The sequence below is a fragment of the Marinobacterium sp. xm-g-59 genome (genome assembly GCF_013283315.1).
GTDB lineage: Bacteria > Pseudomonadota > Gammaproteobacteria > Pseudomonadales > Balneatricaceae > Marinobacterium_E.
Map to the genome: position 1 here is coordinate 396,921 of NZ_WBYR01000001.1, position 23,743 is coordinate 420,663.

A 23,743-nucleotide genomic window follows, 5' to 3' on the forward strand; every position below is an offset into this window, starting at 1 on the left:
ATAAGGCTCCAACGGGTAGAGACAATAAGGCTCCAACAGGTAGAGATGATTATGAAAAAGATGACAATAAAAGAGGTGGCGAAAGCGATTGGTGTCTCTACAGCCACCATCTCAAACGCCTTTAACCGCCCTGATCAGCTCTCAGAAGCGCTTCGCACCAAAATCCTGGCTCAGTGCCAAGAGCTCGGTTACGTCGGCCCTAGCGCTGCTGGGCGCTATCTACGCACAGGCCGCTCGGGTGTAGTAGGCATTGTGCTAACCGATCGTCTTGCCTACTCCATGAACGACTACGTCGCTAGCCACTTTCTTTCTGGCTTAGCCGATGAGTTCGATAAGGCGCATCTCAATATGCTGCTGCTGTCGGCAAGGGATTTGGATCACGCCAACCGTCAGCGCCTGCATGAATCAATGGTGGATGGATTTATTGTCTACGGCTTTATCCCACCTGGCCCAACGCTAGAACACCTAAAACGTCAGCAGAAGCGCCTGATTGTTGTGGATCATAAGATAGAGGGTTATGGGTCGGTTAACATTGATAACCGCGAAGCGAGCTACCAGATCGCTAAACATGCACTGAAGCAGACATCCAAGAACCCGGCCATACTGGCACTGCGTATCACCTCCGATGAAGGCATTAGCCAAGCCAACGAAGAAACCCTAAAAACCGTCGGCCTTCGTCTCTCTCTCGATCGCCTAAATGGCTATTTTGATGCATTCGATGAAGCAGAAATCGAACGCCCCATGGATCAGATCTGGAACCTTCACGTCAACGACTATGACGAAGCGTTCAAACTGGCCTACCAAGTATTAAGCCAACCCAATAGGCCCGATCTACTGCTGTGCCAATCCGACGTCATGGCTATCGCCGCCATGCGTGCAGCACTGCAAATGGGCATCAAATTCCCAGAAGAGCTCAGAATTACCGGTTTTGATGGCATACCAGAAGCACAGGCCATGCCCAAGGCGATCACCACTATACAACAGCACTCGTTCGAAAAAGGCCGTATGGCTGCAAAGCTGTTCATTGAGAATCGCATGAGTGAGGATGTGGTAATGCCGACGGAGCTGCTGATCGGCGACTCTTGCCCGTAATCGTATCACATATTTATTGAGTCACCTGTATGTCCAATATTTATGCATCATAAAGGTAAATACAGGAATAACTAAAATAACAAAAAGAAGACCTATTAAGTAATGGAGTCCAAAGCTGTCACTAGCTGAAGATATAAATATCAACACAAAAAAAGAAGTAACTGAAACAACCTGATACTTAAAAAATGTATTTTTTGTAAGCACTCCCTTAAAACTCCATTTTGTATTGACACTAAATGCAAAAAAATTAGAAATCACATAAGCAATGGAGTTAGAAAGCAATTGATTAAAGCCTAAAAACTCGATACAAAATACAACAACAATAATATGCAATAGGGTTGCAGAACCGCCAACCGATAAAAACTTAAAAAATCTATAATTAGTTAATTTATTTTTTAGCAACACAAAAAACAGTCAATCCGAACAATCTATTATACTTAAAAAAAGACAAATCAATTTTACACAAACTAAATAAAACCGTATTCACAATACGAGAATGCTTTACCAAACTGCTCTTAGGCGAGGAAGGCTTCTTAAATATCTTCTCTAACATTCTAACTGCAAATGCAATTGGGAAAACCAACGAAAAAAAGTAACAACTTCTCTCTAGTTTTAAGCCTGCTCCAGAAACAAGGCTTTCTAGTTCAATGACATTGTATCTTCTAAAATGCTCAAGAAACACATCATGATCGCTCCACATAAATTGAAAAGCTGGAACAGATATTATGAATGTAGTTCCAGGCTTACACTTATCTACATACTCTTTCAATAAAGCATGATCATCTTCTACATGTTCAAGAACATCCATTAAAACTACTAAGTCAGCATCACTATTCTCAACAGATTTTAAATAACTAACATGCTTCTCACCTAAAAACTCTTTAGTTTCAACTTCATAACCGATATCTACACATATAGAATCATTTATAGTTGTTTTATTAAGTAAATGCTTAGTGAAAAAACCTGAACCTGAACCTACATCCAATAGTGAATTAAATTTTCTGTTATCTAAAATTTTTTCAAGAGCAATCGCTTTCGCCCTGTAATACCAATGATTATCAACCTGATTACCAAGTAATTCACTCTCTTTTAAATCCATGCTTAACCTTTTTCTTCATCAAATCCGACTTTTTCTCTAATTAGATAGATTGGTCGGCGTTTAGATTCAAGAAAAATACGACCAACGTACTCTCCAACCACACCCAATCCCATGAGGATTGCGCCATTAAAAAAAAGCATAATTGCCACTAAAGATGGATAACCCGCTACTTCATTCCCGTATAGCAAGGTACTGACCACAACATAGAGAAGATACATAACAGATAGCATTGACAAACCAAAACCTAAATAGGTCCAGATACGCAGTGGCGTAGTGCTAAAAGAGAAAATACCGTCTAAGGCAAAGTTCCATAATTTCCAACTGCCCCACTTACCTTCACCCGCAAAACGCTCTTCACGTTTGAAGTAGAGCTGAGTGGTTTTAAAGCCGAGCCAGGCAAACAATCCTTTCATAAACCGTGTACGCTCTGGGAGAGTTTTAAGCGCCTCTACGACACGCCTATCCATCAAACGGAAGTCTCCTGCGTTATCGGGCAGATCAACATCACTGACACGACTAAACAGCTTATAGAAGCTATTGGCGGTAAAACGCTTCATGAAGCTATCTGTCGAGCGATCCGAGCGAATCGCCAATACGACATCAAAACCCTCTTGCCACTTAGCGATCATTTCAGGTATCAATTCTGGTGGATCTTGCAGATCGACATCCATCGGGATCACAATATCGCCACTGCATAGTTCCAATCCAGCCGTTAAAGCGGGCTCTTTACCGAAGTTACGCGATAGATCGACTACCTTGATGTCTGGGTACTCTGCTCGCATTTCGCAAAGCTGCTCGTAGGTGGTATCTCGACTCCCATCATTGACACAGACAATCTCGTAATCTAAGCCAGTCGATTTAAGAATCGGTGTAATTCGCTCAAAAAAGGGGGCAAGACTCTCCGACTCATTAAAGATAGGAACAACAATAGAGAGATAGGGAGATGATGGAGTAGCGCTCACAAGCAAGGTCACTTATTAATGGATGGTGGTATAGCAATGTATTCAATTTGAATCGGTTTGTCAGCTTTTGAAGGGTGCCAAATGAATGACCGGCTTTTAGCATCCGAAGGTTTGTATCCTTTAGATTCTATAAAATCAGTCATGGAAGCAGGTAACGCCTGCCCTGATAGCCAAGCAACCAGCACTCCATTCGCTGAAACATCTTTATCCGTCACCCAGGGCGATTTGACTAGGTCAGCATCAATACGCACACGTAACTGCTCACCGCCACTAGAGGCAATCAAACCACCCAACCAATCTGTAGCTGCCACTATTTTTAATGGCAAACCTGTTTCCACCTGATACGCAGCTCTTAACTCACCAGCAATTTCAGCCTGAGGCCATAAGGTGCGCATCGGTTTATCACTCATATCTGCACGATAGATATGTTGAGTTGCATAAAGCATTCCCACCAAAGGAATTATTAGCAGCGCACCCAATATGACTCGTCGCACCCGAGCATCCGTTACACGACCGCCCAAGAAGTAGAGGATCACCAATCCACTAAAATTGAACATAGGCGTGCCCCACATCGGCTTAAGCCCCATACCCGCAATAACCGGCAGTAAAGCAACCATTCCCACTGGAGCAATGACAACCAACCATAGGAAGTTGGTTTTATCAAATACACGCGATGCCTTAGCAACTAAAGCACCTCGCCCTATTAAGCCACCAATAATAAGCAAAATGATAAAGAAGAGATGATCAGCCAGCTGTGCACCTAAAAACGAGACACTGTCCGCAATGCCACCACTACTGGCACGATCTTGCGCGTAGTGAATAGGAAGAAAATCGGAATCGATCAAGTACGACACCTGTGGTAAGGCAATTACCAAAAAGAGAATCCCCGTAAACCAAGGACCTATACTCTTAAATGATCTACGCCCAGATGGAGTTACTAGCAGCCAGATGAATACCCATAAGAGCAGAATACCCGCAGAGTACTTGGTCCAGACCATAGCACCTGCAGTCAACCCTAAAGCTATCCAATAAAGCAGCTTTTGAACTGTCACCGCTCGCCAAGCAAACAGGGTAACCAGCGCCCATAACGGCATCTGTAGTACGTTGTGGTTAAATTCCGGCGTAGGCCAGTGGTAGTAGAAGATAGAGCTAGTCAGTAGCGTAGCTACTAGCGCTTTCTGCTTGCCGATAAACTCTTTGCTTAATAGGTAGATAGCAACGTAGGCAACAACGATAGAGAGCTGAGACAGTAGATAGACAACCTCAACTTCTCCCGTAACACCGATAAAAAGATCAAGTAACAAACCCGGTAGATTTGGGTGTTTGTAGTTTGCGATGACACCTTCGCTGCTTAAAGTAAGGATATCTGCAACATCCAGCGGTAGTGATGTGTGGAAGGCAGGTGCTATAACACCCCAAACGAGGATTTGGAGAGTAATTAGTAGCCAGAGTGAGTAGCGTTCGATGAAGTTCATTCGTATCCGAGAAAGCAGTTGACAGGCTGAAAGCCAGTCACCGTCACTTCGTAGTTTGGAAAAACACCGGTGACAGGCCTTCAGCCTGTCATCCGCAATTTCAGCAACTGCACAACTAGTTAATACCACCGCAGTCACTCACCCAAACTATACCAAAAACACCAAACGCTAGACATAAAAAAAGAGGGGCTAAAAGCCCCTCTTCTATCTAATAAGCAACTGAGTCTAGCTCAGCGCTAAATTAGAATGAGTATGTAACTTCCACACCCATTAGAGATTCACGGTCAGAACCAGAACCAGCACCTAGGTCGATGTTAAGACCTGAAAGACCTAGATCACCTACGTTGTAAGCACCGTAGAATGAAGTTTCGTCACCAGAATCTTTGTCATCAAAACGCGCGTAAGTCACATCAAATGCACCAAAACCAACGTTTAGAGCAACACCAGTGTCTTCAGCATCGTTTGAAGCGAAAGATACTGCTACAGCTGCTTCACCTAGTGTAGTAGATGCAGATAGTGCATAACCGTCTTCAGTTGATGTGTCAGAAGATACAACGTTACCAGCTAGTGTGAAACCGCCAGCAGTGTAAGCTGCATAAACACCCATAGTGTCAGAGCCAGAAGTTGCAGCATTACCTGAAACCTGAAGTGTTAGACCTTCAACAGCAGTAATGTTGAGGATAGTGTCCTGAGTAGTTAGGCTATCTAGGTTTTCAGCAGTGTAAAGCGTGTCAGAAGTAGTCTGAGTTGCTTCGAAAGAATCATCACCACCTATCCATGCTACAGATGCAGCTTTTTCACCAACGATAACGTTAGCAGCAGCGTTACCAATCTGTAGGTAGTTGTCATCAGTATCGATGCCATTAGTTTGAGATTCAGCAGCTTCAATCTCAACGAATGCTTTAACGAACATGCCGTTGTCAGCAGTAGTCGAAGCAGTGAACTGAACGTTAGTTTCAACGTCATGAGTAGTAGTGCTGTCTTCAGACTTTAGGTTGAACTCAGTAGAACCACCGATAGTTAGGTCAGCCATTGCTGGCGCTGAGATTGCAGTTGCAACTGCGATCGCTAGAATTTTTTTCATTTTGGAAATCTCCAGAATTATTTATTTAAGCCTCAAATATCCGGCCAACTCATCATTTGTTGTACGAATACACCAAACCCGTTTGGCTTTGGACAGGTTGCACTCTATCCCCCACTACAACAGGGGTCAACTCTAATTTTTCAAAAAGTTTCCTGTTTTTAACTTTTTTTTCGTTAATCTTTTGTTCAGAAAACTCAATGATATATAAAATCATTTAATTTCAATAACTTAAAGAGAGCGTTCAGGTTTCGTTATTTTTGAGATGATTTTGTTATATACAACATTATTTTTTGGAATATGTAACAAAATTGGGGAGTTAGCTGTAAAAGTGGTGTCAGACCGGAGGTCAGACACCGGTGCCACTAGCTAATTTTAAAGTTACGGGTCTGACCTCCGGTCTGACCCGACTCTATCAGCCGATTTCCAGAGATTGGTGTGTAATTAAAATGTAGGGTCAGACCATAGGTCAGACCCTGTATGCTATTAAAATTGCAACAAAGTATGTAGTAATATTACGTAAATATATTCATTTAACCGCTTTATTCCCGTAGAATTGACGTAACTTAAACAAAAAACCTTTTTTAGGGGCCGAAAATGAATCTTCTTACCTCATCTGTGACTTGGAAAAAGCTGGAGCAGCTCGCGCAAGAGACTCAAGAGGACCGTATTAGCGACTACTTTAAGCAAGACGCTAAACGCTTCGATAAGATGAGTGTCCGTTTGGGCGAGCTATTTTTGGACTTCTCTAAGAACAAGATTAATGATGATGTTTTTAAAGCCCTAATCGACCTGGTAGAGCACTCATCCTTGCGCCAACGCCGTGCTCAGATGTTCTCGGGTGACATTATTAATGTCACAGAGAAACGCCCTGTCTTACACACCGCACTGCGTAACCGTGGTGATGAGCCGGTGATTGTGGATGGCGTAGACGTGATGCCAGAGATTCGTTCCAGCTTGGATAAACTTAAAGTCTTTAGTGAGAAAGTTCGTAACGGTGACTGGAAGGGTTATAAAGGCAACCGCATTACCGATGTGGTTAATATTGGCATTGGTGGTTCGGACCTAGGTCCTAACATGGTAGTACGTGCCCTACTGCAATTCCGCCACCCAGACATTAAGTTTCACTTCATTTCGAACGTCGATGGCCAGCATATTAAGAAGACGCTCAAAAACTTGGATGCTAAGTCCACGCTGTTTGTTGTCTCGACCAAGACATTTTCTACGCAAGAGACACTACTGAATGCTAAAACGGCTCGCCGCTGGTTCCGTGAACAGACCGGCGGGCACGAAGATATTAGCCAACATTTTGTTGCAGTTTCTACAAACCAAGCTGCCGCGATGGAGTTTGGCATAGCACAAGAGAACATCTTTGAGTTCTGGGCTTGGGTAGGTGGACGCTATTCGCTTTGGTCATCTATCGGCTTACCTATAGCGCTTTCAATTGGCTATGACGCATTTATTGAGATGCTCGAAGGTGCTTACGAAATGGACCGCCACTTCGTAGAAGCACCAATGGACAAAAATATGCCTGTACTGATGGCACTCATCGGTATCTGGCACATCAACTTCTTAGGTGCTGAGACTCAGGCGATTATCCCTTACGACCAAGCACTTCATCAGTTACCTGCTTTCCTACAGCAGCTTGATATGGAATCGAACGGTAAGTCGGTAGATATAAATGGCGACCCTGTTGATTACGCAACCGGGCCTATCGTCTGGGGTCAGACCGGCTCCAATGGCCAACACGCCTTCTTCCAGCTACTGCACCAGGGCACACGCTATGTACCGATCGACTTTATCGCATCCCTTGAAGCCGATGAGCAGACTGAAGATCATCACTTCGCGCTACTTACTAATATGCTGGCACAAGCGAATGCCTTTATGAATGGCGATGACTCTGATGGACTTCTGGAATACCAGACCTGCCCAGGCAACCGCCCAAGTAACGTAATTCTGATGGATAAGATCAGCCCACGCAACCTTGGCGCACTTATTGCGCTATACGAGCATAAGGTGTTTGTCCAAGGCGCTATCTGGAACATCAACTCATTTGACCAATGGGGTGTTCAGCTCGGTAAACGCTTAGCGAATGAGATCAGTCAGCAGATTGGCGAATCGACGCAAGGGTATGACCAATCGACGCAAGGGTTGATGGCGCTGGTGCGTAAGCATGTCAAACCATAAGTTTGAATGGGTCTGACCTTTGGTCTGACCCGACTCTATCAGTCGATTTCCAGAAAATGGTGCAAGAAAGCTAGGTATATCTTCTAAGGTTATCTGCGTAATTTGATAGTGGTGTCAGACCGGAGGTCAGACACCGAATTACTTCAATTGTTGGAGCCTTATCGAAGATGAGGCGATTAAAATCGCTTCGCCTTTGGCTAGCTCCAACAATTGTTGCTTTACAGAGAGTTTATCGCGGCCTTTTTAAGACCGCTCCAACCAGAGGGGTTACTACTTCCCATACAATCGATCTATCGCCGCTTGATTATCTTCTATCACTTTAGAGCGTTTGATCTTCTGTGTGGGTGTTACGTAACCATTCTCAATCGAGAAGAGCTCACGTTGTACGATGAACTTACGGATACGCTCGGTGCCGTTAAGTTCTTGGTTCACACGCTTCACCGCTTTAGAGATGATTTTTTCTAGCTCGTCATCCGAGTCTGTCGCTTTTTGCAGGACTTCAGACGGAACGATAATCGCGGACAACCAAGGTTTGGCATCACCAAGTACCACCGCTTGATCCACCTCCTCTTCCAGTGTCAGCTTCGCTTCTAGCTTGGCAGGCGCAACGTTGTCGCCGCCGGATGTGACGATGAGATCTTTCGAACGTCCGACAATAGAGACAAAGCCCTCTTCATCGATCTCGGCTAGGTCACCGGTGTGCAACCAGCCATCGATAATTGTGACTGCCGTAGCTGACTCATTCTGCCAATAGCCTTTCATGACGTTGTCACCACGGACAAGCAGTTCACCATCATCCGCCAGCTTCAATTCACAATCGAGCGGTAAACCGACGGTCGACATACGGATATTACCGGGGCGGTTCACGGTGATCAGTGGCGATGCCTCTGTCTGGCCATAGCCCTGGATAATGCCGATACCTAGGGCAGCAAAGAAGTTACCGATCTCAGGGTTCAGCGGTGCACCACCTGAAACAAAGTATTTGATCTTGCCACCAAAACGATCACGCAGTTTTTTGCGAACCAGCTTATCTAATAGCGGATCAAGAATGGCTTCTAGCAGCGATAGTTTTTCATCATTAAGCTTTTTCGTGCCAATCGCCAAAGCCTTATAAAAGAGCCCTTTTCTGAATCCACTGGCTCGATCCACACCCGACTTGATCCGTGCATAAAGCATGTCGTATAGGCGGGGAACCGCCGTTGCGACTGTGGGCGATACTTCACCTAAGTACTGAGCTAACTTATCCGTTGATTCACAGTAGAAGATCTCAGCACCCTGTGTAATCGGCATATGCAGACCTGCTGTATGCTCGTACGCGTGAGCGAGTGGCAAGAAAGAGAGGAACCGATCCTCTTCATTAACAGGAATGGTATCCAATACCCGCGCAGCAGCTTCGACGTTATGAATAATGTTCTTATGGGTCAGCATCGCCGCTTTAGGGTGACCGCCTGTGCCCGAGGTAAAGATCAGGGTACAAACATCGTCAGTGTCTATGACTGACAGATCTGGACGATTGACACCTTGTTGGACCTCAGGCCAAGGTAAAATCTCGGTATGCCAATCCGGTTTATCATGCTCACCCTGGTCGATCACAATCATATGAGTGACACATTCGTGGCTGATATTGGCTTCTAAGACTCTATCGGCCAACTCCTGGGACGAGACGATGGCAAATTTAGGACTGGTCAACGAGAGAATATGGCGAAGGTCGTCAACAGTGTGTGCTGTATAAGCTGGAACCACATAAGCACCCACGGACATGATCGCCAAATCACTGACGGCCCACTCAGGGCGGTTTTCAGAGAGGATTAAAACGCGATCGTCTTTACCAACGCCGTACTGAGTTAAATAGTGACTCAGTGTTGAAACTTGATCGGCAGTCTGTTGCCACGAGAGCGTCTTCCACTCGCCGTCAGATTTGTAGCCAAGGAAAGTCCGATCTTGAAAACGATCGACCTGTTTGTAGAAGCGGGATACTAGGTTCATGTTTATCTTTTTTTTATAAATTTATAGTAAATACGTGTTAAGTCTTAACTTGGTGCTTTGTTCGTATTAGATTTGAATATAAATTGTTATTCAAGGGCGGATGACAGGCTAAAGCCAGTCACCACGACTTCGTAGCCTGTATAGTACACCGGTGACTGGCTTCAGCCTGTCACCTATGGATAGACTTAATAATGAAATTATTTAAACGCACTGCAATCCTGCTGACACTCATCTACCTCTCAGCCTGTGGGTACATGTACTTTGCGCAGGAATCTTTGATCTTTAAGCCGACCTACGAAACGGAGTCGGTTGAAACTGTCTTTCCCGGTGCAAGTGAGATTTTTATCAACACCTCGCATGGCAACCGCCTTCAGACTTGGTATAAGCCAGCAGTAGCTGGACAAGAGACGCTTGTCTATCTGCACGGTAATGCTCGTAACCTGAGTACACGTGGTCGATTGATTAACATTCTGTCAGAAGATGACCGAGGCTTGTTGATCTTCAGCTGGGGCGGGTTTGGTCAAAGTACAGGCACACCCAGCGAGGTTAGCTTTTACGACGACGCACGTGCGATCTTTAATTGGTTAGCCATAGAACAGAATCTGAATTCATCAGACCTGATCATCTACGGCGAATCACTGGGCACTGGCGTGGCGGTTCAACTGGCCACTGAACGCGATTTTAAAGGGGTTATTCTAGCCGCGCCTTATACCTCCATTGCCCAGATGGCGGCAGATGACTACCCCTGGTTACCGGTTAATCTACTGCTTAAACATCGATTCGATTCGATTGATAAGGTTCAACAGGTGCATGAGCCATTAGTGATCATGCACTCAACCGATGATGACACCATTCCCTACGAGCAAGGCATAAGGCTTTTTGAAGCTACTGAAGAGCCGAAGCTGTTTATGGGGTTTGAGGATCGTGAACATACGCGGTTTCGATCGGAGGATGTTGAGCGGGCTATTGAGTGGATATTGAGTGGATATTGGAGCGGAAGTAGATAGTGGTGTCAGACCGGAGGTCAGACACCGGAGTATTTACGAAGCTACGGGTCCGACCTCCGGTCTGACCCAACCCCATCACCGTCTTCCAGAAAACGCGCTAGACCACCTATATTGAGATTCATCACCACAAATACCAGCCCGCACCGGATTGTTTTCAATGTATGCCTTGATCTGTTCTAGATGAGTTGGATTAATCACCGGGATATTTTTAAACCGCCCTTCCCAGATAGGTCCTGTGCATTTATATCTTGTGTTGAAGTACCTTCCGTAACTACCAGCTAATCTCTGCATCATTATCGTTATCGCATCGTCGTTGCTGGGAGTCACTAGCAGATGCACATGGTTACTCATTAGTACCCAAACAAGAAGCTGGACACCAAACTGATTACTGTAACTTGTAAGTTTTGTGAGGTAGAACTCAAAGTCAGCCGTATTTTTAAAAATAAACTGTCGATTGGCGCCTCGATGAATGATGTGCTGCGGCACACCAGCGGGACAAAATCTAGGCTTCCTTGCCATGAATAAACTCCTTTTTCTTTGGAGTATAGATCATGGTTGAGAGTTTGCTGAGAGAGTGGTGTCAGACCGGAGGTCAGACACCGGAGTACTAAAGCAGTTACGAAGCTACGGGTCTGACCTCCGGTCTGACCCGACTTTCTCAGTCAACTTCCAGAGTCTAAGCGTAACTTGAGAGCAGGGTCAGACCGAAGGTCAGACCCTGGTGCTTCGAGCCACAGACACAAAAAAACCCGCCGAGGCGGGTTTTTCTTTATAGCTAGAAGCGAATTACTTCATTGTCCAGCCAGTCACTTCAGATAGGGCTACGCCGATATCTGCTAGTGAACGAACAGTCTTAACGCCTGCGTCTTCTAGTGCTGCGAACTTCTCGTCTGCAGTACCTTTACCGCCAGAGATGATTGCACCTGCGTGGCCCATGCGTTTGCCTGGAGGCGCTGTTACACCCGCGATGTAAGAGACAACAGGTTTAGTTACGTTTGCTTTGATGTAAGCAGCCGCTTCTTCTTCTGCTGAACCACCGATCTCACCGATCATAACAATCGCTTCAGTCTGTGGATCGTTCTGGAACATCTCTAGGATATCGATGAAGTTAGAACCAGGGATTGGGTCACCACCGATACCAACACAAGTAGACTGACCGAAGCCCGCGTCAGTTGTCTGTTTAACCGCTTCGTACGTAAGCGTACCAGAGCGTGAAACGATACCAACTTTACCTGGTAGGTGGATGTGACCTGGCATGATACCGATCTTACATTCGCCTGGTGTGATAACACCTGGACAGTTAGGACCGATTAGACGCACGCCTAGCTCGTCACACTTAACTTTACACTGAAGCATGTCCATGACTGGGATGTGCTCTGTGATACAAACGATTAGCTTGATGCCAGCGTTAGCCGCTTCAAGGATCGAATCTTTACAGAACGCCGCTGGTACGTAGATAACTGATGCTTCTGCGCCAGTCTGCTCTACTGCTTCAGCAACAGTGTTGAATACAGGAAGACCTAGGTGAGTTGTGCCACCCTTACCTGGAGTCACACCGCCAACCATTTTAGTGCCGTAGGCGATCGCTTGTTCAGAGTGGAAAGTACCCTGACCACCAGTGAAACCCTGACAGATTACTTTGGTGTCTTTGTTAATTAGTACTGACATGATTAGTTGCCTCCTGCTGCTTTAACTGCTTGCTGTGCAGCGTCAGTCAAGCTGGTAGCCGCGATGATATCCAAACCAGATTCAGATAGCAGTTTAGAGCCGAGGTCTGCGTTGTTACCTTCAAGGCGAACAACCACTGGAACTTCTACGCCCACTTCTTTAACAGCACCGATGATGCCTTCTGCGATTAGGTCACAACGTACGATACCACCGAAGATGTTAACCAATACCGCTTTAACTTTGCTGTCTTCAAGAATGATCTTGAACGCTTCAGTAACACGCTCTTTCGTCGCGCCGCCACCTACGTCAAGGAAGTTTGCTGGGAAACCGCCGTGTAGAGAGACGATGTCCATAGTACCCATTGCAAGGCCAGCACCGTTAACCATACAACCGATGTTGCCGGTTAGTGCTACGTAGTTAAGATCCCACTCAGCCGCGCGTGCTTCACGCTCGTCTTCCTGTGATGGATCTTCCATTGCCTGGATATCTTTGTGACGGTAAACCGAGTTGCCATCGATAACGACTTTCGCATCTAGACAATGTAGGTTGCCTTCGTCAGTGATCACCAGCGGGTTGATCTCTAGAAGAGCTAGATCTTTCTCTTCAAACATCTTCGCAAGACCCATGAAGATCGCGACGAACTGTTTAATCTGTACGCCTTCAAGACCCAACTTGAATGCTAGCTCACGACCCTGGTATGGCTGCGCGCCAGTCAAAGGATCGATGGTTGCTTTAAGAATCTTCTCAGGTGTTTCGTGAGCGACTTTCTCGATCTCTACACCACCTTCAGTCGATGCCATGAAGACAATGCGACGTGATGAACGGTCAACAACCGCACCTAGGTATAGTTCGTTTGCGATGTCTGTGCAGGTCTCAACAAGAATTTTAGAGACTGGCTGACCGTTCGCGTCAGTTTGGTAAGTTACCAGATTAGTACCTAGCTTATCTTTTGCGAAAGCTGCTGCTTCTTCTGGAGAGTCTACTAGTTTAACGCCGCCCGCTTTACCGCGGCCACCTGCGTGTACCTGTGCTTTAACAACCCACTTATCACCGCCAATTTGTTTGGCTGCTTCTGCGGCTGCTTCCGGTGTATCGACTGCAATGCCTTGTGACACTGGCAGACCGTACTGTGCAAACAGCTGCTTGCCCTGATACTCGTGAAGATTCATTCTATAGTCCGTTATTTAGGTCGGTTAAACGAACACGGGGTTACCCGTGCCATCGATCTGAACAAAAGCGCTTCAAGCTTTTGGCCTGAAGCGCTCCCTGTTCTGCGATTAACGCTTTTTGCGATTCGCAATGTGGATAGCGTGATTATCCACAGCTAGAGCTGCTTCGTGGATCGCTTCACTCACGGTTGGGTGAGCAAATACGGTCAACTGCAGATCTTCCGCGCTTGATGCAAATTCCATTGCGATAACACCCTGAGCGATCAGCTCAGAGGCGATACCACCAACGATGTGTACACCAAGAATACGGTCGGTAGCTTCATCAGCGAGCATCTTAACGAAGCCCTCTGTCGCATTCGCTGCCATGGCACGGCCAGACGCTGCGAATGGGAATTTGCCACTCTTGTATTTGATACCTTCCGCCTTAAGCTGCTGTTCGGTCTTACCGACCCAAGCCAACTCAGGGAAAGTGTAGATGATGTTAGGAATGCAGTCGTAGTTCATTGCCGCTTTGTGGCCTGCAATGATGTCTGCAACCATGATGCCCTCTTCTGATGCTTTGTGTGCAAGCATCGGGCCACGTACTGAGTCACCAATTGCGTAAACGCCTGGTGCACCGGTACGACAGTTTTCGTCAACGAAGATGAAGCCGCGCTCATCCAGAGAGACACCTGAATCTTCAGCTAGAAGACCGTTGGTTTGTGGGCGACGACCGACAGCAACAATCAGCTTATCAACAACAAGCTCTTTATCGCCTTCTGAATCGGTGTATTTAACTTTTACCGCTTTACCATCAACGATCTCAGTGCCAGTACAACGTGCACCCAGCTTGATGTCCAAACCCTGTTTGGTTAGAAGCTTTTTAGCCTCTTTCGCTAGGTCTTGGTCCGCTAGGGCTAGGAAGTCATCCATCGCTTCTAGAACGGTCACTTTAGAGCCACAACGAGCCCAGATAGAACCCATCTCTAGACCGATAACACCGGCACCGATGATACCAAGGTGCTCAGGGGTTTCATCGATATCCAGCGCACCTGCGTTGTCTAGGATTAGACCCTCTGTAAGAGGTGCTGGTGGGATCTCTACAGGAACTGAACCTGATGCAAGGATCACGTTGTCAGCTTGGTAAGTAGAGACAGAGCCGTCAGCAGCGGTTACTTCAACCTGCTTACCCGCTAGAAGTTTACCTGTACCAGCAAGGGTTGTGACACCGTTCGCTTTAAACAGACCCGCAATACCGCCGGTTAGGTTCTTAACGATGCCATTTTTACGAGCAACCATCGCTTTAGGGTCGATCGATACGTTTTCAGCAACGATACCCTGAGCCGCGAAGCCGTGTTGAGCCTCGTGAAGTTTGTGAGTTGTTTCAAGCATCGCTTTCGATGGGATACAACCTACGTTTAGACAGGTACCACCTAGGACAGTACCGCCCTTCTCATCAATCCACTTTTCAACACAAGCTGTTTTCAAACCAAGCTGTGCTGCACGAATCGCTGCTACGTAACCGCCAGGGCCAGCACCGATTACAATTACGTCAAACTTATCAGACATTACTCTTTCCTATCTCAGTAACTTTTTAAAGATTCCTAGAATGCGATTCGCATTAAACGTCTAGGAGCATGCGCGCTGGATCTTCCAGCAGGTCCTTAATTGTTACAAGGAACTGTACCGCCTCTTTACCATCGATCATACGGTGGTCGTAAGAGAGTGCTAGGTACATCATTGGTAGGATTTCAACCTGACCATTCACCGCCATTGGACGCTCTTGGATCTTGTGCATACCCAAGATAGCTGTCTGTGGTGGGTTAAGGATTGGTGTCGACATCAATGAGCCGAACACACCGCCGTTAGTGATTGTGAATGTACCGCCCTGCATATCTTCCATGCCAAGCTTACCTTCACGACCACGCTTACCGAAGTCTGCAATAGTGCCCTCTACTTCTGCAAGGCTCATCGCATCCGTATCGCGCAATACTGGCACCATTAGGCCACGATCAGTCGATACAGCGACACCAATATCTTGGTAACCGTGGTAGACCATGTCGTTACCGTCGATCGATGCGTTAACCGCTGGGAAGCGTTTTAGTGCTTCAGTCGCCGCTTTAACAAAGAAGGACATAAAGCCTAGACGTGTACCGTTGTGAGTCTTCTCAAACAGATCTTTGTACTGTTTACGAAGCTCCATGACAGGCTTCATGTTCACTTCGTTGTACGTTGTTAGCATCGCAGCATTCTGTTGCGCTTCAACTAGACGCTTAGCGATGGTTGCACGTAGACGAGTCATTGGGACGCGTTTCTCAACACGCTCACCTGCTGGAACATTTACCGATACAGCTGGCTGGGCTGCAGCAGGAGCGGCTGCAGGTGCTGCTGCAGCAGGAGCAGAAGCCGGCTTGTTCGCCATGAAGTTCATAACGTCTTCTTTAGTGATGCCACCATTTTTACCCGTGCCAGGGATCTGGCTAGCATCAAGACCGTTCTCATCAATCAGTTTACGAGCGGCTGGGCCTACTTTTTCAGCGTCACCTGCTGGAGCCGCTTCAGTCGCTGCTTCTGCTGCTGGAGCTGCCGCACCGGCTGCACCCGCTTCAAACTTAGCAAGAATCTCTTCGCTAAGAACCGTTTCACCTTCGCCCTTTAGGACTTCAGTGATCACACCGTCGGCTGGAGCGACAACTTCAAGAACCACTTTATCGGTTTCGATGTCGACAATAAGTTCATCGGCAGAAACCGCTTCACCTGGCTGCTTGTGCCAAGTTGCAACAGTTCCGTCTGCTACTGATTCTGGAAACGTAGGTGCTTTAATTTCGATTGACATGATTTTTCCTTTCTTGCCTTCTGCTCGTCGTACGAACGAATTCTTTATTAACCGTTTAGGGCGTCGTTAACCAATTTCTCTTGCTGCTCAACGTGAACAGAGATGTAACCTACTGCAGGCGCTGCAGCGTGTGGACGACCCACACCGTCTAGGTGAATCTCTGGCTTCACTTTACGTAGAGCGTTGCGCATGTGGTGCTGACTGCAGTACCAAGCGCCCTGGTTCATTGGCTCTTCCTGACACCAAACAACCGATTCAAGATTAGGGTATTGGCTCAACTCGTCCACCAGATCCGCCTCTGGGAATGGGTAGAGTTGCTCAATACGAACGATCGCAACATTCTGCTTCTCTAGCTCTTCGCGACGGTTGTATAGGTCGTAGTAAACCTTACCGCTACACATCACAACACGATTCACTTTCGACTTATCAAGCTGATCCACTTCACCAATTACCGGTTGGAAGGTGCCATCCGCTAACTCTTCTAGAGTAGAGATCGCCTGCTTGTGACGAAGCAGAGACTTCGGCGTCATGACCACCAAAGGTTTGCGAAGTGGGCGAACCACCTGACGACGCAATAGGTGGAAGATCTGCGATGGAGTTGTAGGGACAACAACCTGAATGTTGTGCTCAGCACATAGCTGTAGGTAGCGTTCCAAACGAGCAGACGAGTGCTCTGGACCCTGACCTTCAAAACCGTGAGGTAGCAACATAGTCAGACCACATAGACGCTGCCATTTCGCTTCGCCTGATGTGATGAACTGGTCGATCACAACCTGAGCACCGTTGGCGAAATCACCGAACTGCGCTTCCCAGATCACCAACGAGTTTGGCGTTGTGGTTGAGTAACCGTATTCAAAGGCCAATACCGCCTCTTCAGACAGGTATGAATCGTGGATCGTGAATTTAGGTTGATCCTTGTCCATATTCTGAAGGGGTACGTAAGTCGTCGCATCTTTCTGATCGTGCAGAACCGCGTGACGGTGCGAGAAGGTACCACGACCAACATCCTGACCCGTCAAACGGACTGGGTGTCCTTCTGCAAGAATTGACGCGTAAGCCAAAGTCTCTGCAAAGCCCCAGTTAGCCGCCATAGCACCGGCTGCCATGCGTTTACGGTCGTCATAAATCTTAGAGACCTGACGCTGCACGCTGAAGTGTTCAGGGGTTTCAGCAATGTTCGCCGCAAGCTCTTGAAGCACTTTAATGTCGACTCGAGTATCACACTCAAACGACCATTGGTGCCCAAGGTAAGGTGCCCAATCGACAAACATCTTAGTGTTTGGTTCAAGCACAAGAGAGTGCGCCACGTGTTCGCCATTTTCTAGCGCCGCACGGTAAGACTTTTCCATCTCTTTGCTCTGTTCAGCAGTGATTACACCCTCTTCGATCAGCTTAGTTGCGTATAGATCGCGTGTGGTCTTCTGCTTTTTGATGACGTCGTACATCAACGGTTGAGTACCGCTTGGCTCATCCGCCTCGTTGTGACCGCGACGACGGTAACAGACTAGATCGATAACAACGTCTTTCTTAAATTCGTTACGGTAATCAACCGCCAACTGTGTCACGAAACGAACCGCTTCTGGGTCGTCGCCGTTAACGTGGAAGATTGGCGCTTCGATCATCTTAGCAACGTCGGTACAGTAATCTGTAGAGCGAGCGTCCTCTTGCTTAGAGGTCGTAAAGCCAACTTGGTTGTTGATCACGATGTGGATTGTACCACCTGTCTTGTAAGCGCGTGTCTGAGACATCTGGAATGTCTCCATAACAACACCCTGACCAGCAAAGGCTGCATCACCGTGGATGTTAACAGGAACTACCGTATTACCGACTGGATCTTCACGACGATCCTGACGGGCACGAACCGAACCTTCAACCACTGGCGCTACGATCTCAAGGTGAGATGGGTTGAATGCCATCGCAATGTGCACCTCACCACCGTCAGTATTGACGTTAGATGAGAAGCCCTGGTGGTATTTAACGTCACCCGATGAATCAACCAGCTTCTTACCTTCGAACTCACCGAACAGGTCAGCCGGGTTTTTACCGAAGATGTTAACCAGTGTATTAAGACGACCGCGGTGTGCCATGCCGATCACAACCTCTTTAGCACCCTGCTTACCAGCACGCTGGATCAGAGTATTCAAAGAGACGATCAGAGATTCACCACCCTCAAGACCAAATCGTTTAGCACCAGCAAATCGGGAGCCAAGGTACTTCTCTAGACCTTCAGCTGCCGTTAGGCGCTCTAGGACCATGAGTTTCTTCTCAGGCTCAACCGTTGGGTGTGCACGAGTTGGCTCAATGCGAGACTGAAGCCATAGACGCTCTTCAGTGTTCACAATGTGCATGTACTCAGAACCTACCGAACTGCAGTAAGTCTCTTGAAGATCCTGAAGGATCTCGCGCAGTGTCGCCTCTTCGCGGCCAAACTGCAGACTACCGAGTTGGAAAGTTGTATCAAAATCTGCTTCTGAAAGTTCGTGGTAGCGCAGATTAAGGTCGGCCACTTCTGCACGTTCTAGCAGATTCAGTGGGTCGATCTTGGCGATCTGGTGTCCACGCATACGGTAAGCATCAAAAAGGGCTAGCGCGCGAACTTGCTTACGCTCGTGTTCAGAGCTGACAGAGGATACCGCTGCAGGCTGTGCACGTTTTTGATTCTTAGCAATGTATTGGAAATGTTCACGAATCGGTGCAAGAGGAACATCAGGAGTAATGTTTTCACCGACTTTAGGGAGTTTATCAAACTCTTCACGCCACTCTGGGGGAACGGAGTTTGGATCTAAAAGGTACGTTTCGTATAGCTGTTCTACGTAAGAGAGGTTGCCGCCGTATAGATGAGCATTCTTCCACAGCTGCTCCATCAGACCGTCTTGCATTATATATTTACCCTCGTTGTGGGGTACGGGACCTCCGAAGCTCTTGTGAAGCCTCTTCATCCATCGCCCTTATGCTTCTAATTTCCATTTTTCAGCGCAATATTCGGTATCGCAACCAAATAAAACCTGCGTAGTTTACGCCTTTTATTCAACCCTGAACACCGCAGTTTTGTCGATTTAATACTAAAGTAATCAATGTTTTATCGCGTTTTGGAATAAGTTAATTCTACGGGCTTTTAACGGCCGTTTTTAGTTCTTTTAGGCTATTAAGTAAGAGCTTTTTAAACTATTTTATACACTTTAGTCTAAATGAAATGACACTCCCTATTTTGAACATCACACAACGCCTTACCAGCCCAACCTTGGCTCTAGCGACACTACTCACCCTTATCACCGAATTTGGGATTGCAGACCTATCCTATGGAGCCGGAATTTTGATTTGGAGTTACCTTGGCTTTAGATTTGAGCATTTAAAGCAAAAGCAGAAACGCCAAATAGGCACCCTTCTAGTCATAGGGGGAGTATTGATTGCGCTTGCAACTGTCATCAATCCAAATTCGATTGATCTTTTGACACTACTGAAAGCCAACCAAATGATTATCGCACTGCTGGTAGCCGTCTCATTTTTAAGAGTTATTACCCATATTAGAAGTGATGAGCAAACAAGCACTGGCAACGTCTCTCTTCTGAAAACGCTGCTCGGCACGCACGCCATTGCATCGGTCATTAACATCTCTGCTTCACAAATCGTTGCCGATCGCATTCAACGCTCGGGTGAGCTTAACGCTGCGCAAGGTGTCGTCATTGCCCGTGCATTTGGTTTATGTGCCTTCTGGTCACCCTTCTTTGCAGCAATGGGTGTCACGCTGATAAGTGCACCAGACGCTCAGCTATTCACACTGGTGATCTGGGGATTGCCCAGCACGGTTATCGCTCTTCTATTTACCTACCTGCAGATAGCTAAGAAGAGTGAATCTTCACCCTTTATTGGCTACCCCGTATCAATCAACAGTCTCGCTCTTCCGGTCGGATTGGCTACGACTGTATTATTGACACACTACTGGTATCCAAGCACATCAGTCATTCTTCAAGTCTCTCTGCTTAGCATTTTGGCTGCACTACTCATTGCGCCCATGATCGGTAAAAGCCAAGCCTTTAAATCTCATGTTTTTGAAGGGCTTAACGGCTCATCTGGGGAAGTATCACTGTTTGTCGCAGCATCCGTTCTAGCGACAGGCTTTAGCTCTGTGATCAACGCAACAGGAGCTGACCTAACCCCCGACACCTTTGGATTTTCAGAAGCCACAATAACGCTCACTTTTTTGGTGGGATTATCAATGATTGGCGTCCACCCTGTGACCAGCAATCTAATAGCAGGTGCTCTGCTACTGCCTGTAGTAACCGACCATAATTTACTGGGAATCACACTACTCTTCTCATGGTCCATGGGAGTAACTCTGTCACCACTTGCGGGAAACCAGATACTGCTTCAGGCGCGCTATGGGGTAAGGGCCAGAGACCTTCTAAAAGCTAACCTGCCCTTTGCCTTGGTGATGATGCCGGTCTGTTTTGGGGTGTTGTATCTGTATCAAGAGTTTGGAGGGTAATCGGGCAGCGGATGACAGGCTGAAGGCCTGTCACCAATGCACAACCTTATCTACGGAGCGACGGTGACTGGCTTCAGCCTGTCACCAGTAAAGAGACCTAACTACGGAGCTGCCGTGACTGGCCTTCAGCCTGTCATCGGCTCTAGCAGTATTTACCAGCCACCTCATCGCAAACATAAAAAAACCCGCCAAGGCGGGTTTTTTTTGAGCTTCAACCTAATATTAGGTTGCGCGTGAGATCAGCATGTTACGGATCTTACCAATCGCTTTGGTTGGGTTAAGACCTTTAGGACATACATTCACACAGTTCATGATGCCGTGGCAGCGGAATACGCTGAATGGATCATCTAGCTCTGCAAGACGTTCATTCGTTGCTGTATCACGGCTGTCCGCTAGGAAACGGTAAGCCTGTAGAAGACCTGATGGGCCGACAAACTTATCTGGGTTCCACCAGAACGACGGACAAGAGGTTGAACAACAAGCACAGAGGATACACTCGTATAGACCATCTAGCTCTGCACGCTCTTCAGGAGTCTGCAGGCGCTCGATCGCTGGAGCCGGAGTATCGTTGATCAAGAATGGTTTGATCTTCTCGTACTGCTTGTAGAACTGACCCATATCGACAACCAAGTCACGGATAACCGGAAGACCTGGAAGTGGACGAAGAACCAGCTTGTCGTTCTTAACCACTTCAGAAAGAGGAGTAATACACGCAAGACCATTCTTACCGTTCATGTTCAAACCGTCAGAGCCACATACGCCCTCACGACAAGAACGACGGAATGTCATTGATGTATCTTTCTCTTTGAGAAGGTGTAGAAGATCCAACACCATGATGTCCTTGCCACCAGGGATATCGATCTGGATATCCTGCATGTAGGGAGCATCATCAATCTCAGGGTTGTAACGATAAACACTTACTAGCATCGTAACGACTCCTTAATATGTACGAACTTTAGGTGGGAACGCTTCCATGGTCTTCGGAGCGAAGTTCACGGCACGTTTGCCCAGCGTTTTCGTTTGTGGGTAGTAAACTGAGTGACACAACCAGTTTTCATCATCACGCTCAGTAAAGTCGTTACGAGCATGTGCACCACGAGACTCTTTACGCTCATATGCTGCAATGGCAGTTGCCTCAGCGACTTCCATTAGGTTCTCAAGCTCTAGCGCTTCAAGACGTGCCGTGTTGAATGACCCAGTCTTATCTTCAAGGTATACGTTCGCTACACGCTCACGGATTGCCTTAAGCTTAGTCAAACCTTCCTGCATGGCATCGCCGTCACGGAATACACCAAAGTAGAGCTGCATGCACTGCTGAAGATCCTTACGAATATCCGCAACTTTCTCACCGCCAGTCGAGTTATTTAGACGGTTAAGACGGGCCATTGCTGCCTCGATCTCTTCTTCAGTAGCGTCTTTAACTTCGTAACCTTCGCGCATCTGCTGTTCGATCTGGAGACCTGCAGCACGACCGAAGACAACCAAGTCTAGCAGTGAGTTACCACCTAGACGGTTAGCACCGTGTACCGATACACATGCAACCTCACCACAAGCGAATAGACCTTCAACGATCTTATCTTCACCTGTTTCAGGATCTGGGTTAATCACCTGACCACCAATGTTAGTGGTCACACCACCCATCATGTAGTGACAGGTTGGAACCACTGGGATTGGCTCTTTCACAGGGTCAGCCGCTGCGAATGTCATTGAAAGCTCACAGATACCTGGTAGACGTGAGTGAAGAACTTCTTCACCTAGGTGATCAAGCTTCAAGTAGACGTGATCGCCGTCTGGACCACAGCCACGGCCTTCAAGGATCTCTAGGATCATTGAACGCGCAACAACGTCACGACCGGCAAGGTCTTTCGCATTAGGAGCGTAACGTTCCATGAAGCGCTCGCCATCTTTGTTGACTAGATAGCCACCTTCACCACGACAACCTTCAGTTACCAGCGTACCTGCACCCGCAATACCGGTTGGGTGGAACTGCCACATCTCCATGTCTTGCGCAGCGATACCAGCACGAAGTGCCATACCCATGCCGTCGCCAGTGTTGATCAATGCGTTTGTTGTTGATGCGTAGATACGACCCGCACCACCCGTCGCAAGAACAGTTGCTTTCGCTTTAATGTAAACGGTTTCGCCCGTTTCGATACAGATCGCAATACAACCGACAACGGCGCCGTCTGCATTCTTAACGAGATCGACTGCAAACCACTCATTTAGGAAGGTAGTACCTGACTTCATGTTCGCTTGGTAAAGCGTGTGAAGCAGTGCGTGACCGGTACGGTCTGCCGCAGCACAAGTACGTGCAGCCTGACCACCTTCACCGAAGTTCTTAGATTGACCACCAAATGGACGCTGGTAGATACGACCTGTCTCTGTGCGAGAGAAAGGAAGACCCATGTGGTCAAGTTCGAATACCGCACGAGGACCTACAGAACACATGTATTCGATCGCGTCTTGGTCACCGATGTAGTCAGAACCTTTAACGGTATCGTACATGTGCCAGCGCCAATCGTCGTTTGGATCCGCACTCGCGATTGCACAAGTAATACCACCCTGTGCAGATACTGTGTGTGAACGTGTTGGGAATACTTTTGTAACACACGCAGTGTTTAAACCTGACTGTGCAAGTTGAAGGGCTGCGCGCATACCTGCACCGCCACCGCCGACAACAATTGCATCAAATGTAAGCGTACGTAGCTTAGACATC

At 47.2% G+C, this 23,743-nt stretch carries 18 protein-coding genes; 4 read left to right on the forward strand and 14 right to left on the reverse strand.

Going from position 1 to position 23,743, the window contains the following annotated elements:
- Positions 1–51 precede the first annotated feature (51 nt).
- On the forward strand, positions 52–1,092 hold the full coding sequence (locus tag XMG59_RS01900) for a LacI family DNA-binding transcriptional regulator (protein ID WP_173498124.1): 1,041 nt from the start codon (positions 52–54) through the stop codon (positions 1,090–1,092).
- Positions 1,093–1,113: 21 nt separating this feature from the next.
- On the opposite strand, the gene XMG59_RS01905 is transcribed toward XMG59_RS01900, so the two are convergent.
- The 5 genes from XMG59_RS01905 to XMG59_RS01925 all read right to left on the reverse strand — a co-directional run bounded on the left by XMG59_RS01905 (position 1,114) and on the right by XMG59_RS01925 (position 5,712).
- Complete coding sequence (locus XMG59_RS01905; RefSeq protein WP_173498125.1) at positions 1,114–1,497, reverse strand: GtrA family protein; 384 nt, start codon at positions 1,495–1,497, stop codon at positions 1,114–1,116.
- Positions 1,481–2,191, reverse strand: coding sequence for a bifunctional 2-polyprenyl-6-hydroxyphenol methylase/3-demethylubiquinol 3-O-methyltransferase UbiG (locus XMG59_RS01910; protein WP_173498126.1), 711 nt, complete (start codon positions 2,189–2,191; stop codon positions 1,481–1,483). The genes XMG59_RS01905 and XMG59_RS01910 overlap by 17 nt, the downstream gene beginning before the upstream one ends.
- A gap of 2 nt (positions 2,192–2,193) precedes the next feature.
- Positions 2,194–3,153 (reverse strand): glycosyltransferase family 2 protein, encoded by a 960-nt coding sequence (locus XMG59_RS01915; RefSeq protein WP_173498127.1) that lies wholly within the window; start codon positions 3,151–3,153, stop codon positions 2,194–2,196.
- 8 nt (positions 3,154–3,161) lie between these two features.
- Positions 3,162–4,628, reverse strand: a complete 1,467-nt coding sequence (locus XMG59_RS01920; protein ID WP_173498128.1) for a glycosyltransferase family 39 protein — start codon at positions 4,626–4,628, stop codon at positions 3,162–3,164.
- Between the two features lie 241 nt (positions 4,629–4,869).
- Positions 4,870–5,712 (reverse strand): porin, encoded by an 843-nt coding sequence (locus XMG59_RS01925; RefSeq protein WP_173498129.1) that lies wholly within the window; start codon positions 5,710–5,712, stop codon positions 4,870–4,872.
- Between the two features lie 594 nt (positions 5,713–6,306).
- Here XMG59_RS01925 and pgi point away from each other — a divergent pair.
- Complete coding sequence (gene pgi, locus XMG59_RS01930) at positions 6,307–7,896, forward strand: glucose-6-phosphate isomerase (protein ID WP_173498130.1); 1,590 nt, start codon at positions 6,307–6,309, stop codon at positions 7,894–7,896.
- Between the two features lie 270 nt (positions 7,897–8,166).
- Here the strand turns inward: pgi and XMG59_RS01935 are convergent, their stop codons facing one another.
- Positions 8,167–9,882, reverse strand: a complete 1,716-nt coding sequence (locus XMG59_RS01935) for a long-chain fatty acid--CoA ligase (protein ID WP_173498131.1) — start codon at positions 9,880–9,882, stop codon at positions 8,167–8,169.
- A gap of 191 nt (positions 9,883–10,073) precedes the next feature.
- Between XMG59_RS01935 and XMG59_RS01940 the strand changes: the two genes are divergently transcribed.
- On the forward strand, positions 10,074–10,889 hold the full coding sequence (locus XMG59_RS01940) for an alpha/beta hydrolase (protein ID WP_173498132.1): 816 nt from the start codon (positions 10,074–10,076) through the stop codon (positions 10,887–10,889).
- A 75-nt stretch (positions 10,890–10,964) separates the two neighbouring features.
- On the opposite strand, the gene XMG59_RS01945 is transcribed toward XMG59_RS01940, so the two are convergent.
- The 6 genes from XMG59_RS01945 to XMG59_RS01970 form a co-directional block, all read right to left on the reverse strand.
- Complete coding sequence (locus XMG59_RS01945) at positions 10,965–11,408, reverse strand: transposase (protein ID WP_173498133.1); 444 nt, start codon at positions 11,406–11,408, stop codon at positions 10,965–10,967.
- Positions 11,409–11,675: 267 nt separating this feature from the next.
- Positions 11,676–12,557: a succinate--CoA ligase subunit alpha gene (sucD, locus tag XMG59_RS01950; RefSeq protein WP_173484287.1), complete on the reverse strand. Its 882-nt coding sequence runs from the start codon at positions 12,555–12,557 to the stop codon at positions 11,676–11,678.
- Between the two features lie 2 nt (positions 12,558–12,559).
- Complete coding sequence (sucC, locus tag XMG59_RS01955; protein WP_173481571.1) at positions 12,560–13,726, reverse strand: ADP-forming succinate--CoA ligase subunit beta; 1,167 nt, start codon at positions 13,724–13,726, stop codon at positions 12,560–12,562.
- Positions 13,727–13,834: 108 nt separating this feature from the next.
- The gene (gene lpdA, locus XMG59_RS01960; protein ID WP_173483186.1) at positions 13,835–15,274 is read right to left on the reverse strand and encodes a dihydrolipoyl dehydrogenase; all 1,440 of its coding nucleotides are present in this window, start codon (positions 15,272–15,274) and stop codon (positions 13,835–13,837) included.
- A 52-nt stretch (positions 15,275–15,326) separates the two neighbouring features.
- A complete protein-coding gene (odhB, locus tag XMG59_RS01965; RefSeq protein ID WP_173481573.1) occupies positions 15,327–16,541 on the reverse strand; it encodes a 2-oxoglutarate dehydrogenase complex dihydrolipoyllysine-residue succinyltransferase in 1,215 nt (404 codons plus the stop codon).
- Between the two features lie 47 nt (positions 16,542–16,588).
- On the reverse strand, positions 16,589–19,420 hold the full coding sequence (locus XMG59_RS01970; protein WP_173498134.1) for a 2-oxoglutarate dehydrogenase E1 component: 2,832 nt from the start codon (positions 19,418–19,420) through the stop codon (positions 16,589–16,591).
- A gap of 314 nt (positions 19,421–19,734) precedes the next feature.
- Between XMG59_RS01970 and XMG59_RS01975 the strand changes: the two genes are divergently transcribed.
- The gene (locus XMG59_RS01975; protein ID WP_173498135.1) at positions 19,735–21,027 is read left to right on the forward strand and encodes a hypothetical protein; all 1,293 of its coding nucleotides are present in this window, start codon (positions 19,735–19,737) and stop codon (positions 21,025–21,027) included.
- A gap of 222 nt (positions 21,028–21,249) precedes the next feature.
- On the opposite strand, the gene XMG59_RS01980 is transcribed toward XMG59_RS01975, so the two are convergent.
- Both XMG59_RS01980 and sdhA read right to left on the reverse strand, forming a co-directional pair.
- Positions 21,250–21,954 (reverse strand): succinate dehydrogenase iron-sulfur subunit, encoded by a 705-nt coding sequence (locus tag XMG59_RS01980; RefSeq protein ID WP_173481575.1) that lies wholly within the window; start codon positions 21,952–21,954, stop codon positions 21,250–21,252.
- A gap of 12 nt (positions 21,955–21,966) precedes the next feature.
- The gene (sdhA, locus tag XMG59_RS01985) at positions 21,967–23,742 is read right to left on the reverse strand and encodes a succinate dehydrogenase flavoprotein subunit (RefSeq protein ID WP_173498136.1); all 1,776 of its coding nucleotides are present in this window, start codon (positions 23,740–23,742) and stop codon (positions 21,967–21,969) included.
- Position 23,743: the final 1 nt, after the last annotated feature.